The 15,174-nt window shown below is 64.2% G+C and carries 14 protein-coding genes; 12 read left to right on the top strand and 2 right to left on the bottom strand.

Annotated features, from left to right (window positions below; translation table 11 throughout):
• Nucleotides 1-69 precede the first annotated feature (69 nt).
• On the top strand, nt 70-456 hold the full coding sequence (locus J2R99_RS06865; protein WP_307153698.1) for a metalloregulator ArsR/SmtB family transcription factor: 387 nt from the start codon (nt 70-72) through the stop codon (nt 454-456).
• Here J2R99_RS06865 and J2R99_RS06870 read toward each other — a convergent pair.
• Entirely contained in the window at nt 378-1,130 is a 753-nt protein-coding gene (locus J2R99_RS06870) for an ABC transporter ATP-binding protein (protein WP_307153699.1), read from the bottom strand. The genes J2R99_RS06865 and J2R99_RS06870 overlap by 79 nt on opposite strands.
• A gap of 148 nt (nt 1,131-1,278) precedes the next feature.
• Here J2R99_RS06870 and zwf point away from each other — a divergent pair, with 148 nt between their 5' ends.
• From zwf to pgi, 5 genes are all read left to right on the top strand, one after another.
• Nucleotides 1,279-2,757, top strand: a complete 1,479-nt coding sequence (gene zwf, locus J2R99_RS06875) for a glucose-6-phosphate dehydrogenase (RefSeq protein ID WP_307153700.1) — start codon at nt 1,279-1,281, stop codon at nt 2,755-2,757.
• Complete coding sequence (gene pgl / locus J2R99_RS06880; RefSeq protein WP_307153701.1) at nt 2,757-3,455, top strand: 6-phosphogluconolactonase; 699 nt, start codon at nt 2,757-2,759, stop codon at nt 3,453-3,455. The genes zwf and pgl overlap by 1 nt, the downstream gene beginning before the upstream one ends.
• A gap of 15 nt (nt 3,456-3,470) precedes the next feature.
• Complete coding sequence (edd, locus tag J2R99_RS06885; protein ID WP_307153702.1) at nt 3,471-5,312, top strand: phosphogluconate dehydratase; 1,842 nt, start codon at nt 3,471-3,473, stop codon at nt 5,310-5,312.
• A gap of 128 nt (nt 5,313-5,440) precedes the next feature.
• Nucleotides 5,441-6,082: a bifunctional 4-hydroxy-2-oxoglutarate aldolase/2-dehydro-3-deoxy-phosphogluconate aldolase gene (gene eda / locus J2R99_RS06890; protein ID WP_307153703.1), complete on the top strand. Its 642-nt coding sequence runs from the start codon at nt 5,441-5,443 to the stop codon at nt 6,080-6,082.
• A 41-nt stretch (nt 6,083-6,123) separates the two neighbouring features.
• Nucleotides 6,124-7,761 (top strand): glucose-6-phosphate isomerase, encoded by a 1,638-nt coding sequence (pgi, locus tag J2R99_RS06895; protein WP_307153704.1) that lies wholly within the window; start codon nt 6,124-6,126, stop codon nt 7,759-7,761.
• Here the strand turns inward: pgi and J2R99_RS06900 are convergent.
• Nucleotides 7,740-8,522 (bottom strand): hydroxypyruvate isomerase family protein, encoded by a 783-nt coding sequence (locus tag J2R99_RS06900; RefSeq protein WP_307153705.1) that lies wholly within the window; start codon nt 8,520-8,522, stop codon nt 7,740-7,742. The genes pgi and J2R99_RS06900 overlap by 22 nt on opposite strands.
• Before the next feature lie 350 nt (nt 8,523-8,872).
• On the opposite strand from J2R99_RS06900, the gene J2R99_RS06905 reads away from it, so the two are divergent.
• Genes J2R99_RS06905 through cobM form a run of 6 tightly spaced genes read left to right on the top strand, consistent with a single transcriptional unit; the run spans nt 8,873 to nt 15,174 of the window.
• Nucleotides 8,873-9,997, top strand: coding sequence for a sirohydrochlorin chelatase (locus J2R99_RS06905; protein WP_307154171.1), 1,125 nt, complete (start codon nt 8,873-8,875; stop codon nt 9,995-9,997).
• A 6-nt stretch (nt 9,998-10,003) separates the two neighbouring features.
• Nucleotides 10,004-10,633, top strand: a complete 630-nt coding sequence (locus J2R99_RS06910) for a precorrin-8X methylmutase (RefSeq protein ID WP_307153706.1) — start codon at nt 10,004-10,006, stop codon at nt 10,631-10,633.
• Complete coding sequence (cbiE, locus tag J2R99_RS06915; RefSeq protein ID WP_307153707.1) at nt 10,630-11,874, top strand: precorrin-6y C5,15-methyltransferase (decarboxylating) subunit CbiE; 1,245 nt, start codon at nt 10,630-10,632, stop codon at nt 11,872-11,874. The genes J2R99_RS06910 and cbiE overlap by 4 nt, the downstream gene beginning before the upstream one ends.
• On the top strand, nt 11,871-12,563 hold the full coding sequence (cobI, locus tag J2R99_RS06920) for a precorrin-2 C(20)-methyltransferase (protein ID WP_307153708.1): 693 nt from the start codon (nt 11,871-11,873) through the stop codon (nt 12,561-12,563). Before cbiE ends, cobI begins: the two co-directional genes overlap by 4 nt.
• On the top strand, nt 12,560-14,383 hold the full coding sequence (gene cobJ, locus J2R99_RS06925) for a precorrin-3B C(17)-methyltransferase (protein ID WP_307153709.1): 1,824 nt from the start codon (nt 12,560-12,562) through the stop codon (nt 14,381-14,383). The genes cobI and cobJ overlap by 4 nt, the downstream gene beginning before the upstream one ends.
• Entirely contained in the window at nt 14,380-15,174 is a 795-nt protein-coding gene (gene cobM / locus J2R99_RS06930) for a precorrin-4 C(11)-methyltransferase (protein ID WP_307153710.1), read from the top strand. Before cobJ ends, cobM begins: the two co-directional genes overlap by 4 nt.

Genomic DNA, 15,174 nt, shown 5'->3' on the forward strand with positions numbered 1-15,174 from the left:
CCTCGATGTCGCGGGCGAAGCGACCATAGCGCGCGACCTCATCGCTGACGAGAGCTGGCTAGGACCCCAATGCCTCTTGCAAGAACGCTGACAGAGACCGACGAGCCTGAACTGCCAAGCCTTGCCGAAAAGGCTGCTGCGGCGAGCGCCTTCCTGAAGGCGCTGTCGCATGAGAGCCGTCTGATGATCCTGTGTCATTTGGCCGACGGCGAAAAATCGGTCACGGAGCTGGAAACACTCCTGGCGCTGCGTCAGCCGACGGTGTCGCAGCAGCTTGCGCGTCTGCGCCTAGAAGGGCTGGTGGCGACGCGCCGCGAGGGAAAGACGATCTTCTACAGCCTCGCCTCCGGGCGGGCCCGGAGGCTCATCGACGTCATCTACGACATGTTCTGCGGCGAAGATGAAAGCTCCGCGTCGCCGGAGAGGAGCCGACGGAGCTCTTCGACCAGCTCCTGAAACGGCTGGCTGGTGCGGTAATCCGGGCGGCGTGGGCGCGCTGCGCCGTTCCTCACTTCACCGATGATGCGGCCCGGGCGCGGCGAGAAGACGACGACGCGATCGGCCAGGAACGCCGCCTCGTACAAGGAATGCGTGACGAAGAGGACCGTGAATTTCTGCGTTGCTTGGAGCTCCATGAGCTCGTCGCCGAGGCGGAAGCGGGTCATCTCGTCAAGCGCCGCAAACGGTTCGTCGAGAAGCAGAAGATCCGGCCTCGTCACCAGTGCTCTTGCGAGCGATGCGCGCATCGCCATGCCGCCTGAGAGCTGGCGCGGCAATGCCCCGGCAAAATCGGCGAGGCCGACATTCTCCAGCGCGGCTTTCGCCTCCGCATCGGCTGATTTTCGCGGCTTCTTGCGCAAGGTTAGCGGCAGGCGGACATTTGCAAGGACGCTCGCCCAGGGCATCAAGGTGGGCGTCTGAAAGACGTAACCGATCTCGGCAGGCCGATCGGGCGCGGCGCTTTTCACGGTGAGCCGCCCGTCGCTCAAGGGCTCCAGGCCTGCCGCAACCCGCAGAAACGTGGTCTTGCCGCAGCCGGATGGGCCGAGAAGCGCGATGAATTCTCCGGGCGCGACCTCGAGCGACACAGCCTCCAGCGTGTGGAGACCGTCGGCGAAGGTCTTGCTCACGCTCTCGGCCGCGATACGTGCACCAGGAGATCCGGAGTTCGTGCCATTTCTCACGCCCGCATCCGAGGGGCTCCCTTGACCGGGACTGGGGAATGTGGCGGAACGCTGGGACAAGTTGTCGCTTCTTTCTTCTCTGCAGGCTGTCTTCATGACCTACCGCGTCATCCCGGTCGAGCCCTTCGATTATATCGTCTTCGGAGGAACGGGCGATCTCGCCCGTCGCAAACTCCTTCCGGCCCTTTATCACCGCATGCGCGATGGCCAGATTCCCGCTGAAGGACGGATCATCGCCGCTTCTCGCCGCAAGATGAGCGATGATGATTATCGTGCCATGACGGAAGAGGCACTGACGGAATTCGTGCCGGCAGGGGAACGTTCGCGCGAGACGCTCGATGCCTTTCTCGGCATGCTCTCCTACCGCTCGCTCGATGCCCTGTCGGATGACGGTTGGGATGCGCTGCGCGATGAGCTCGATCGCGACAAGGAACGCGTGCGCGCCTTCTATCTGGCCGTTGCTCCTAACCTCTTCGACGATCTGTGTCAGCGTTTCGCTCAGCACGGGCTCGTGACGCCCAATTCGCGGGTCGTCATCGAGAAACCGGTCGGGCGCGATCTCGCCTCCGCAGTCAAGGTCAACGACGCCGTCGCCCAGGCCTTCCACGAGAGCCAAGTCTTCCGCATCGATCATTATCTCGGCAAGGAGACGGTGCAGAACCTGATGGCTCTGCGTTTCGCCAACACGCTTTTTGAGCCTCTTTGGAACTCCGCCCATATCGATCATGTGCAGATCACGGTGGCGGAATCGATCGGGGTCGGCTCGCGCGGCGATTATTACGACACCTCCGGCGCGCTGCGCGACATGGTGCAGAACCATATGATCCAGCTTCTGTGTCTGGTTGCGATGGAGCCGCCCGATTCCTTCGACGCCAATTCGCTCCGCGACGAGAAGCTGAAAGTCCTGCGGGCGTTGAAGCCGATCGATGCGTCGAACTTCGACCGCCTGACGGTGCGCGGCCAGTATCGCGCCGGTGCCGCGGAAGGCGGCGCGGTTCCCTCCTATGCGGAGGAGATCGGCAAAAGCCGCAGCCGGACGGAAACCTTTGCGGCATTGAAGGTGGAGGTCGCCAACTGGCGATGGGCGGGTGTGCCTTTCTATCTGAGAACCGGCAAGCGGCTCGCAGACCGGGTCTCGGAGATCGTCATCACCTTCCGGGCGATCCCGCACTCCATCTTTCCCAAGGATTCCGGCGTCATTTCGCAAAACCGGCTCGTCTTGCGCCTGCAGCCGGATGAAGGCGTGAAGCAGTGGATCATGATCAAGGATCCGGGCCCGGGCGGCATGCGGCTCAATTATGTGCCGCTCGATATGAGCTTCGCGGAATCTTTTCAGGAACGCTACCCCGATGCCTATGAGCGGCTGCTCCTGGACGTCATTCGCGGCAACCAGACGCTCTTTATGCGCCGCGACGAGGTGGAGGCGGCCTGGGCCTGGACGGACCCGATTCATGATGCCTGGGACGAGGATGGCAGTCAGCCTGTGCCCTACACCGCGGGCACCTGGGGGCCGTCGGCTGCCATCGCCCTCATCGAGCGCGACGGCCGCACCTGGCACGAGGACACGCATTGATGGCGCATAACTGGCACAATTTCGAAGACCGGGATGCGCTTGCCGAAAGCCTTGCCGACCTCGCCGAGCGTACCCTTTCCGCAAGCATTGCCAAAAACGGTGTCGCAAGCCTGGCACTCTCCGGCGGCTCGACGCCGAAGCTGTTCTTCGAGGTCCTGTCGCAGCGTCCGCTCGATTGGGCGAAGGTCATCGTCACGCTGGTCGATGAACGCTGGGTGCCGGTTGAGCACGAGCGTTCCAATGCACGGCTTGTGGCCGAGCATTTTGCCAAGGGCCCGGCAAAGGCCGCCCGTTTCATTCCCCTCTATACCGGCGCGGATACACCGGAGGACGGGGTCGGCGCGGCGACGCTGGCGACCGAGGCGCTGCCGGAAACCTTCGACGTGGTCGTCATGGGCATGGGATCCGACGGCCATACCGCTTCCTGGTTTCCGGGCGGGGACAATCTTGCCGCTGCCATCGATCCGGCACAGGAGCTGCCGCTCCTGCCGATGCGTGCAGAGGCAGCCGGAGAGCCGCGCATCACCTTCACTCTGCCTCGGCTTCTCAGCGTCAAGACCTTGATCCTGCATATCGAGGGCGAGGAGAAGCGCGCCGTCCTCGACAAAGCGCGCCTTGAGGGCGACATCGAAGAGATGCCGATCCGCGCTATCTTGAGACAGGACCGGGTCCCCACCGAAATCTTCTATGCGCCGTAAGGCGAAGGAGTTCTAATGTCAGTTCGCTCCGAAATCGCAGCCGTGACGGAACGGGTCGCGGCGCGCTCGGCCCCCACGCGTCAGGCCTATCTCGATCGCATCCATAAGGCGCGCGACGCCGGTCCGCGCCGCCAGACGCTGTCATGCGGCAACCTCGCCCATGGCTTCGCCGCCTGTGCCGCGTCCGACAAGGCGGCACTTGCCGGCGAGACGACACCCAATCTCGCGATCGTCACGGCCTACAACGACATGCTGTCGGCGCATCAGCCTTACGAGCGGTTTCCCGACGTGATCCGCAAGGCGGCGCATGAGGCTGGCGGTGTGGCGCAGGTCGCGGGCGGCGTGCCGGCGATGTGCGACGGCGTCACTCAGGGCCAGACGGGGATGGATCTGTCCCTCTTCTCGCGCGACGTCATCGCCATGGCTGCCGGTATCGCGCTGTCGCACAATATGTTCGATGCCGCTGTCTTCCTCGGCATTTGCGACAAGATCGTGCCGGGTCTCGTGATCGCGGCGCTTTCCTTCGGGCATCTGCCGGCCGTCTTCGTGCCCGCGGGTCCGATGCCGTCGGGTCTGCCCAACGATGAGAAGGCGCGCATCCGCCAGCTTTATGCCGAAGGCAAGATCGGGCGTGCGGAGCTCCTGGAGTCGGAATCGAAATCCTATCACGGGCCCGGCACCTGCACCTTCTACGGCACGGCCAATTCCAATCAGATGCTGATGGAGATCATGGGCCTGCACCTGCCCGGCGCCTCCTTCGTCAATCCGAACACGCCCCTGCGGGATGCACTCACCCGTGCGGCGGCAAAGCGGGCGCTCGCCATCACCGCGCTTGGCAACGAATATACGCCTGTCGGCGAGATCATCGACGAGAAGGCGATCGTCAACGGCATCATCGGCCTGCACGCGACCGGCGGCTCGACCAATCACACGCTGCATCTTGTGGCGATGGCCCAGGCGGCCGGGATCCTCATCAACTGGGAAGATTTCGCAGCCCTGTCGGAAGTCGTGCCGCTCGTCACGCGCATCTATCCGAACGGTCTTGCCGACGTGAACCATTTCCACGCGGCCGGCGGCACGGGCTATTTGATCGGCACGCTGCTCGATGAGGGCTTCCTGCACGAAGATGTGCGCACGGTCGCCGGCGGCGGCCTTGCGCAATATCGCCGCGAGGCGATGCTCGATGCCGATGGCGAGGCGACCTGGCGCGACGCGCCGGAGACAAGCCACGACGAGAACGTCCTGCGTTCCGCTGCCAATCCCTTCCAGGCGACGGGCGGTCTCAAGCTTCTCACCGGCAATCTCGGTCGTGCCGTGATCAAGGTCTCGGCCGTGAAGCCGGAGCGGCATGTCGTCGAGGCGCCGGCGATCGTGTTCCATTCGCAGGAGGATCTCCTCGCGGCCTTCAAGGCCGGCGAGCTCGACCGAGATTTCGTCGCCGTCGTGCGCTTTCAGGGACCGAAGGCGAACGGCATGCCCGAGCTGCACAAGCTCACGCCGCAGCTCGGCGTGCTGCAGGATCGCGGCTTCAAGGTGGCGCTTGTCACAGACGGCCGCATGTCGGGGGCGTCCGGCAAGGTGCCCGCCGCGATCCATGTCACGCCGGAGGCGGTTTCAGGCGGCCCGATCGCAAAGCTCAGAACCGGTGATGTCGTGCGCGTCGATGCGACGGCGGGCACGCTTTCGGCCCTCGTCGACGAGGCGGAATGGGCGGCGCGTGAGGTCGAGACGGGCGACCTCTCCGGCAACCAGTTCGGCATGGGGCGGGAGCTCTTCGCCGCCTTCCGCAGCATGGCTGGCCCCGCCGAAGAGGGGGCGGGAGTCATCCGCCCTGCCGCGCTCACCGCGGCGGCCTGAACGTGTAGGAGACGGGGGCGTGCGCACAGGTCGCGCTCGCCTTCTCGGAGGAAGTCCTAGATAGGCGGAGATTGTGGGCGGCGCGCCCGCGGGGGGCTCAGAGAATTCAGGAAAGAAGACCAGAGACGATGCATCACAAGACCGAAGAACTCGAGACCCTTCTTGGCGCACAGCCCGTCGTTCCCGTCCTTATTCTGGATGATGCGGAGGTCGCCGTGCCGCTGGCGCGCGCCCTTCACGCCGGCGGCATTTCTACGATCGAAATCACGCTCCGCACCGAGGCTGCCTTCGAGGCCGTGCGGCGTATCGTGGAGGAGGTCGAAGAGGTTGCTGTTGGCGTCGGCACCGTTCTCGCTCCCGACCAGCTAGAGCGTGCGGAACGTTCCGGCGCGCGCTTCTGGGTGTCGCCCGGCATGAGCCCGCAGCTTCTGGAAGCCGCGCGCCATTGCGTGCTGCCGGGCCTGCCGGGGTCTGCGACGCCGTCGGAGGCTATGGCGCTGGTGGAAGCGGGCTACCATCACCAGAAATTCTTCCCGGCCGAGGCAGCCGGCGGTGCCGCCTATCTCAAATCCCTCGTCTCGCCACTCGGCGAAATCCGCTTCTGCCCGACGGGCGGCATCAATCCGACCAATGCCGGCGATTATCTCGCGCTTCCCAATGTCGCCTGCGTGGGTGGCTCCTGGCTTGCACCGAAAGAGGCGATCGCTGCCGGCGATTGGGCGAAGATCGAAGGTCTCGCCCGAGAGGCCGTCAATCTGCGCAAGGCGTAAATTCTCGCTGCTTTTGAAAATCCCCACGGAGGAATGACACGATGAAGCCTGCCGCCCGGACAGCGCTCGAAGCCCTGAAGGTGCATGAAAGCAGCCTTGCCGCGCGCCATCTGCGCGAGCTTTTCCAGGAGGATCCGGGTCGGTTTGAGCGCTTTTCGACGAGCCTTGGTGATCTCACGTTCGATTATTCCAAGAACCGCATCACCGCAGAGACCTTCGATCTTCTGGTCACCCTTGCCCAGGCGGCGGACGTGGAGGGACTGCGGCATGCCATGTTCACCGGCGAGGCGATCAATGTCACCGAAAAGCGGGCCGTACTGCACACCGCCTTGCGGGCGCCGGAATCGGCCGCTGTCGAGGTGAATGGCGTCGATGTCATGCTCGGCGTGCATGACGTTCTGGAGCGTGTGGGCGAATTCGCCGAAGGCGTGCGCTCGGGCAAGATCACGGGTGCGAACGGCAAGGCCTTCACCGATGTCGTCAATATCGGCATCGGCGGTTCCGATCTCGGGCCGGCGATGGCGGTTGCGGCACTGACGCCTTTCCGCGATGGCGGGCCGCGGGTGCATTTCGTCTCCAATGTCGACGGCGCGCATATCCACGACACGCTCGCCGAGCTCGATCCAGAGCGCACGCTCTTTCTGATCGCGTCGAAGACTTTTACGACGCTCGAGACGATGACCAATGCCGCTTCGGCGCGCAATTGGATCGTGGAGCGGCTCGGCGAAGATGCGGTTTCGGCGCATTTCGCGGCCCTTTCCACCAATCTCAAAAAGGTCGGCGAATTTGGCATCGACGAAGAGCGCGTCTTCGGCTTCTGGGACTGGGTTGGGGGACGCTATTCGGTCTGGTCGGCGATCGGTCTGCCACTGGCGATTTCGATCGGCTTCAAGAACTTCAAGCGCTTCCTCGCCGGCGCGCGGCAGATGGACGAGCACTTTCGCACCGCGCCGCTCGCCGAGAACTTGCCGGTCATCATGGGGCTCATCGGCATCTACCACCGCAATGTCTGCGCCTATCCGACCCAGGCGATCATCCCCTATGACCAGCGGCTCAGCCGCTTTGCGGCGCATCTGCAGCAGCTCGATATGGAATCGAACGGCAAGCGGGTGACGCGCGGAGGCAAGGCGGTCGATTACCAGACCGGGCCGGTTGTCTGGGGCGAGCCCGGCACCAACGGCCAGCACGCCTTCTTCCAGCTCATCCACCAGGGCACTGAGGTCGTGCCTGTCGATTTCCTGATTGCGGCCGAGCCCAACGAGGCGATGGGCGACCACCACGCCAAGCTTCTCGCCAATTGCCTGGCGCAGGCGCAGGCACTCGCTTTCGGCCGCACCGAGGAAGAGGTGCGTGCGGAGCTTTCCTCCCAGAAGATGGCGCCGTCGGAGATCGACCGGCTGGCGCCGCACAAGGTGTTTCCGGGCAACCGGCCGTCGAACACGCTCATCTACAAGCGCCTCGATCCGCACACGCTCGGCATGCTGATTGCGCTTTACGAGCACCGGGTCTTCGTCATGGGCGCGATCTGGGACATCAATTCCTTCGACCAATGGGGTGTGGAGCTCGGCAAGGCGCTTGCCTCCAACCTCCTGCCGGTCATCCGTGACGGGGCGGGAACGGACGGTCTCGATTCTTCCACCGCCGGGCTCGTGGAGCGCTACCGGACGTTGTCGCGGTAAGTCTTCATCCAGGAAAGGCCCGCCTCCACCGTCGCGCGGGGGCGGTATTCGGCACCGATCGCGCCTTGATAGCCGAGGCGTTCGATCTCCGGCAAAAGCCAGGAATAGGCGATCTCGCCCTCGTCCGGCTCGTTGCGTCCCGGCACGCCGGCGATCTGGATATGCCCGATCTTCGGCATCAGCTCCGCGATACGGTGGGCGAGGTCGCCCTCCATGATCTGGGCGTGATAGCAATCGAACTGAAGCTTCAAATTGTCCGCCGCCACCATGTCGATGATGCGCGCGGCCTCCGCACTCGATGACAGGAAGTAGCCGGGTACGTCGCGCGCATTGATCGGCTCGATCAGGATGGTGAGGCCGTGCCGCGCCGCCCGACCTGCGGCATAGGAGAGGGCGTTCACAAAAGCTTCCTTGCAGCGGCGAACAGGCGTCTCTTCGTCGGCAATGCCGGCCATCACATGCACGGCGGTGCCGCCGAGATCGACGGCCCAGTCGACGGCTTCATCGATCGCGGCCAGGGCTTCCTTCTCGCGCCCAGGGAGCGCAGAGAGCCCGAACTCGCCCTCTTTGCCAGTCCGCGTGTTGAGGCCGAGAAGCGGCAGGCCGGTTTTGTGAAGCGCCTGTTTCAGCGTTTCGCGTGGTGCGTCATAAGGAAACTGAAATTCAACCGTGTCGAAACCTGACTTTTTCGCTGCGACGATTCGCTCCTCTAGCGGCCGGTCTGTCCATAAGAATCCGAGATTGGCAGAGAGCTTGAGCATTTCACTTTTATCTTCAGCTATTTCCGTCGAAAAGAGCAGTCCACTTTTCAGCTGGCAAGTGGCCAAAAGGCTTCCGAGATTGACGCGCCTTCCTTGGCTCTCTAGAGCCGGTTCAGGGATGGTTGCCCGTCAAAGGGCTGAAAGCGATCTCGGGCGCGGCTGACCCCTACCGGGAGCCAAAACCGAGGCCGTCCAGCGCCACAGCTCCGCTGTGGGCGGGGTCATCCGTTCGTTTTTGTGAAGGCCCGCCGTGACGCAGTCCTGCTCTCTCCCTGCTTTTGCGCCAATGCGCGGTCGCCTCGCCACCCGAAAATCGGAGGATTGAACGCGTGTCGGAAAAACTCGGATTGATGATTTGCGGCCATGGCAGCCGCAATAAGGCGGCGGTCGACGAATTTGCCCGTCTTGCAACTGAAGCGCGCAAGCTCTTCCCGCAATGGCCGGTCGAGTATGGCTATCTGGAATTCGCCGAACCGGTTTTGCGCACCGGCCTTGATAAGCTGGTGGATCTGGGTTGCACGCGCATCCTCGCCGTTCCCGGCATGCTGTTTGCCGCCGGTCATGCCAAGAATGACATTCCGTCCGTCCTCAATACCTATCAAGCCGAGCGCGGCGTTCCGATCGATTACGGCCGCGATCTCGGTATCGATCCGCGCATGATCCGCGCCGCCTCCGACCGGATTTCAGAGGCGCTCGCCGCTTCACCCTCCGACGTGCCGCTGCATGAGACGCTGCTCGTCGTCGTCGGCCGGGGGGCTTCCGATCCAGATGCCAATTCCAACGTCTCCAAGATTACCCGCATGCTGTGGGAAGGTTTCGGCTTCGGTTGGGCGGAGACCGCCTATTCGGGCGTCACTTTCCCGCTCGTCGAGCCGGGCCTCGAACATGCAGCGAAGCTCGGCTATCGGCGCATCATCGTCTTCCCGTACTTCCTCTTCACAGGCGTCCTCGTCAGCCGTATCTACATGGCGACCGATGCGGTGGCCGAGCGTCATCCCGAGATCGAATTCCTCAAAGCGAGCTATCTCAACGACCACCCCCAGGTGATCGCGACCATGGCCGACCGGGTCAACGAGATCCTGAACGGCGCCAATGTGATGAACTGCCAGATGTGCAAGTACCGGGAGCAGATCCTGGGCTTTGAGGCCGAGATCGGTCTGCCGCAGGAAAGCCATCACCACCATGTGGAAGGCGTCGGCGCGGCCTGCGATCTGTGCAATGACGACGGCAGCTGCAACGGCCGCTGTCAGGACGAACAGCACACGCATGGTCATGGCAACGACCATGGGCATCATCACCATGGGCACGGTCATGATCACCCGCACGACCATTCCCACGATCATGATCATCAACATTCCGGGCATGATCACGGTCACGGTCACGGGCATGAACATGGGCACGATCATGACCATCACCACCATCCCTATCCGCATGCCGATCACCCGCTCGGCCCGCGGTCAATGAAGCGGCACTGACCGAACATGGACTATCTGCGCGACGGCGCCGAAATCACCCGCCGCTCTTTTGCGATCATCGAAGCGGAATGCGAGTTGTCTGCGGTTCCGGCCGACCTCCGGCCGCTTGCCAAACGCGTCGTGCATTCCGGCGGCATGCCCGATCTTGTCGCCGATCTCGCCTGGTCGGACGGTGCGGGTGCGGCAGGGCGTGCGGCTCTTGAGGCTGGCGCGCCGATCCTTTGCGATGTCGCCATGGTCGCGGCGGGCATTGCGCGGCGGCATCTCTCTGCCGGCAATGCAATCGAGGCAGCCGTTGCCCAGCCGAATGCGGCCCGGCTTGCCGGCGAGCTTCAGACGACGCGGACCGCCGCTGGTTTTTCGGCTCTCGCCGACCGGCTGTCCGGTTCCATCGCCGTCATCGGCAACGCACCGACGGCTCTCTTCCATCTTCTGGAACTTGCCGAAGACCCCGCTTTGCGCCCGGCCTTCGTCATCGGCTTCCCGGTCGGCTTCGTTGGCGCGGCGGAATCCAAGGAGGCGCTGATCGCCAACCGTCTTGGTCTTCCTTTCGTGGCTCTCAGGGGGCGGCGTGGCGGATCAGCGATGGCGGCCGCGGCGCTCAACGCGCTCATGATCGGTGAGGAGGCGGCATGAAACCCTGGCTTTTTGTCATCGGCATTGGTGAGGACGGTCTCGCCGGTCTTTCGGCCGCTGCACAGCGGCTCATCGACGATGCCGAAATCCTCATCGGCGGCGAACGCCATCTTGCCATGCTGCCCGAGGACGAGCGGGAAAAACTCTCCTGGCCCAGCCCTTTAAGCGAACTCGTGAGTCGTCTGACTGAGTATCGCGGACAGCGGGTCGTCGTGCTTGCGAGCGGTGATCCGATGCATTTCGGCATCGGCGCGACGCTTGCCCGCTCCATTCCTCCCGAAGAGATGCTCATCATCCCCGGCCTGTCGGCCTTCGCGCTCGCGGCCTCAAGGCTCGCCTGGCCCTTGGAGCGCGTCGAGATGGTGACCCTGCATGGCCGGCCGATCGGCCGGCTGGCGTTGTCCGTCTATCCCGGCGCGAAGATCCTGATCCTCTCGCATGACGGGACGACACCTGCGGCCGTCGCCGCCTATCTGACAGAGCGCGGTTTTGGCGATAGCCGTATGGTGGCGCTTGCCCATATGGGCGGGCCGAAAGAGACGGGGATCAAAGGTCGGGCGCGTGACTGGTCGGCGGAGACCTCCGATTTCCACACGCTTGCAGTCGAATGCGTCGCAGGCCCCGATGCCCGCTTCCTGCCGCGCTCCGGTGGGTTGCCGGACGATGCCTTCACGCACGATGGCAAGATGACGAAACGGGAAGTGCGTGCGGCCGCGATCGCGCGGCTCGCCCCGTTCCCGGGCGCGCTTTTGTGGGATATCGGCGCGGGTGCCGGATCGGTCGCCATCGAATTCATGCGTGTGGCCCACCATGCGCGCGCTATTGCGCTCGAGCCGCGGCTGGAGCGGCGGGCCATGGCGGCGAAGAATGCCTTGGAACTCGGCGTGCCGGATCTCGACCTTCGCGAGGGTGAGGCGCCCGAGGCGCTCGCGGACTGGCCTGCGCCCGATGCCGTCTTCGTGGGCGGCGGCGTGCGGCCGGAAACACTTGCATTGGCGCGCCGGGCCTTGAAGCCCGGCGGCCGGCTCGTCGTGCATGCGGTGACGCTTGAAAGCGAAGCCGTCCTTCTCGCCGAGCATCAAAGCTCAGGGGGTGAGCTTACACGCCTTGCGGTCTCGCATGCGGAGGCGATCGGCCCGTATCACGGCTGGCGTCCTGCAATGCCTGTCACCCAATGGGCCTGGGTTAAGGGGAGCATTGGCGAAACCAGAATGGATGACGGAGGTCTGCTCCCGGAATGAGTGGCAAACTTTATGGCATTGGTGTCGGGCCCGGAGATCCGGAGCTCATCACCTTGAAGGCGGCGCGCATGATCGAAAGCGCCGAGGTGATCGCCTATCCCGCCCCCGATCCCGGCGAGAGTTTTGCACGAGCGATCGCGGCAAAGCACATTGCAGGCGACACACGCGAGATTGTCATCCGCATCGCGATGCGCGCCGGACATGTTCCGAGCGAGCCCTATGACCGCGCCGCGGAGGCGATCGCCGCTGAGCTCGAAGAAGGCCGGGATGTGGTCGTGCTGTGCGAAGGCGATCCGTTCTTCTACGGCACCTTCATGTATCTGCACGACCGGCTGTGTCCGCGCTTTGGCTGCGAGATCGTGCCGGGTGTTTCCTCGCTCACCGCCGTTGCGGCCGCGGCGAGCCGGCCCCTGACACGGCGCACGGGCACGCTCAACGTCTTTCCGGCAACGCTCGATCCGGCCATCCTCAAGGCGCGCCTCAGTGAAAGCGAAGCGGCGGCGATCCTGAAAGTCGGCCGTCATCTGCCGCAGCTCAAGGAGCTCATCGCCGACCTGGGTCGGCTCGACGAAGCTGTCTATGTCTCGCATGCGAGCCTGCCGCAGCAGAAGGTCGTGCCGCTCGCCGAGCTTGAAGCCGATGAAGCGCCTTATTTCTCAATGATCCTGATTGCGAAGGTTGAGCGATGACCCCAGTCTTTCTCGCTTTGACTGAACGGGGCCTTGTGACCGCGAACAGACTGCGGGAGGCGATCGGGGGCGACGTTCATGCCCTGAAGAAAGCCGTTGAAAGCGGCGCGGCTCCCGCCAATTGCGTCTTCGAGGATACCGGAGCGCATTGCCGGATGCTGTTCCAGGCTGGCCGGCCGATCATCGGCATTTGTGCGGCCGGCATCCTCGTTCGCGTCCTTTCCCCGCTTCTTTCGGATAAGCGCAGCGAGCCCGCCGTTCTCGCGCTTTCTGAGGACGGTCGCACCGTGGTGCCGCTTCTCGGCGGCCATCACGGCGCCAACGGTCTGGCGCGCCAGATTGCGGCGAGGCTTTCCGGCTTCGCGGCGATTACCACGGCCGGCGACACACGCTTCGGCATCGCGCTCGACGAGCCCCCGCACGGTTTTGCTCTCGCCAATCCGGAAGATGCCAAGGATGTGATGTCGGCGTTTCTCGCCGGCGCCACGGTGGAGCTTGAAGGCGATTTGCCGTGGATCGAGGAAAGTGCACTGCCGCGCGGAGCCGACAGCTCCGTGAAGCTCGTCGCCACGACCGAGGACCGCAAGGGTGACGCGCAGACGCTCGTCTATCACCCGAAGGCGCTTGCGATCGGGGTCGGCTGCGAGCGAGGCGCCGACACGGAAGAGGTGATGACCCTCGTCCAGGAAACGCTCTCAGAAGCCGGGCTCTCTCTGCATTCGGTCGCCTGCCTCGTCTCGCTCGATCTGAAGGCCGACGAGACGGCGATCCTGGAAACCGCCAAGATGCTCGGCGTGCCGGCGCGCTTCTTCACCGCTGCGCGCCTCGAGGAAGAAACACCGCGCCTCGACAATCCTTCGGAGGCGGTCTTCCGCGAAGTCGGCACGCATGGGGTCGCCGAAGCGGCAGCCCTCGCCGCCGCTGGGCCCGAAGGTCTTCTCGTCGTCGCCAAGAAGAAGAGCGCGCGTGCCACCTGTGCCATCGCTGAGGCGCCAGCTCCGATCGAGACGGCGTCCGTCGGGCGTGCCCGCGGCAAGCTTGCCGTGGTGGGCATCGGGCCGGGCGATGCGGAATGGCGCACGCCGCAGGCCGATGCGCTCATCGCTGGTGCCGATACGGTCATCGGCTATTCTTACTATCTCGACCTGATCGCCGCCCATATCACCGATAAAACTCGCATCGATTCGCCGCTCGGCGAAGAGCGCGACCGTTGCCAGAAGGCGCTCGAACTCGCGGCCGAAGGTCGCTCGGTCGCTCTCATCTGCTCCGGCGATCCGGGCATCTATGCGATGGCCACACTCGTTTGCGAGGTCTTGGAAGGTGCTGATCCCGCTTCCGCAGTGAAGCGCGTCGAGCTCGTCGTGGCGCCAGGCATTTCAGCCTTCCAGGCCGCGGCCTCGCGCCTCGGTGCGCCGATGGGCCACGATTTCTGCCTCATCTCGCTGTCCGATCTTCTGACGCCGTGGGAGACCATCCGCTCGCGTGTCGAGGCAGCGGCTCAGGGTGATTTCGTCGTCGCCTTCTACAATCCGGTGTCGCAGCGCCGGCGGCATCAGCTTGCCGATTCCCGCGAGATCTTTCTCGCCCATCGTCCGGCGGAGACGCCGGTGGTGATTGCCCGTCTTCTCGGGCGGGAGGGCGAGCGCTTGCACTTCACCACCCTTGGCGAATTGTCCGTCGACGATGTCGACATGATGAGCCTCGTCGTCGTCGGATCGTCGACGAGCCGAACCTTCACAGCAGGCGGACGCGAATTCCTTTTCACGCCGCGCGACTACCACCGCAAAGTTCAGGCCCCCGAAAAGGAGACGACAGCGTGACCAGTCTCGACAACAATCCCACCGGCAAGGTGCATTTCATCGGTGCGGGGCCGGGCGCACCTGACCTCATCACCGTGCGCGGGCTGAAGCTCATCGAAAGCTGCCCGGTCTGTCTTTATGCGGGCTCTCTCGTTCCGGAAGCGGTCGTGGCGGCCGCGCCGAAGGATGCGCTCGTGCGCGATACGGCGCCGATGGCGCTCGACGAGATTCTCGCTGTGATGGAAGAGGCTTGCCGCAAGGGCCAGGATGTCGCCCGCGTTCATTCCGGCGATCCGTCGCTTTACGGTGCCATCGCCGAACAGATCCGGCGGCTGAAAGAGCTCGGCATCGCGTATGATGTGACGCCTGGGGTTCCCGCCTTTGCGGCCGCTGCGGCCGCTCTCGGCCAGGAGCTCACCATTCCCGAGGTGAGCCAGTCGGTCGTCATTACGCGGACCGCCATGCAATCGTCGAAGATGCCAGAGGGCGAGAACCTCGTTGCCTTCGCCAAGACCGGTGCAACTTTGGCGGTGCATCTCTCGGTGCGCAATCTTCTCGCGATCGAGCGTGATCTCACGCCGGTCGTCGGTGCCGATTGCCCCGTCATCGTCGCCTATCGCGTCGGCTGGCCGGATGAGGATTTCATCCGCACCGATCTCGCCAATGTGCGTGAGAAGGTGCGCGAGAAGAAGCTCACCCGCACGGCGCTCATCTTCATCGGCCGGGCGCTCGATGCGGACGAATTCCGCGACAGTGCGCTCTACGACGCGTCGCATTCCCACATCCTTCGCGCCGCCACGCGCGAAGCTTGA

Origin of the sequence: Rhodopseudomonas julia, assembly GCF_030813515.1 — a bacterium.
Classification (GTDB): Bacteria; Pseudomonadota; Alphaproteobacteria; order Rhizobiales; family Afifellaceae; genus Afifella; species Afifella julia.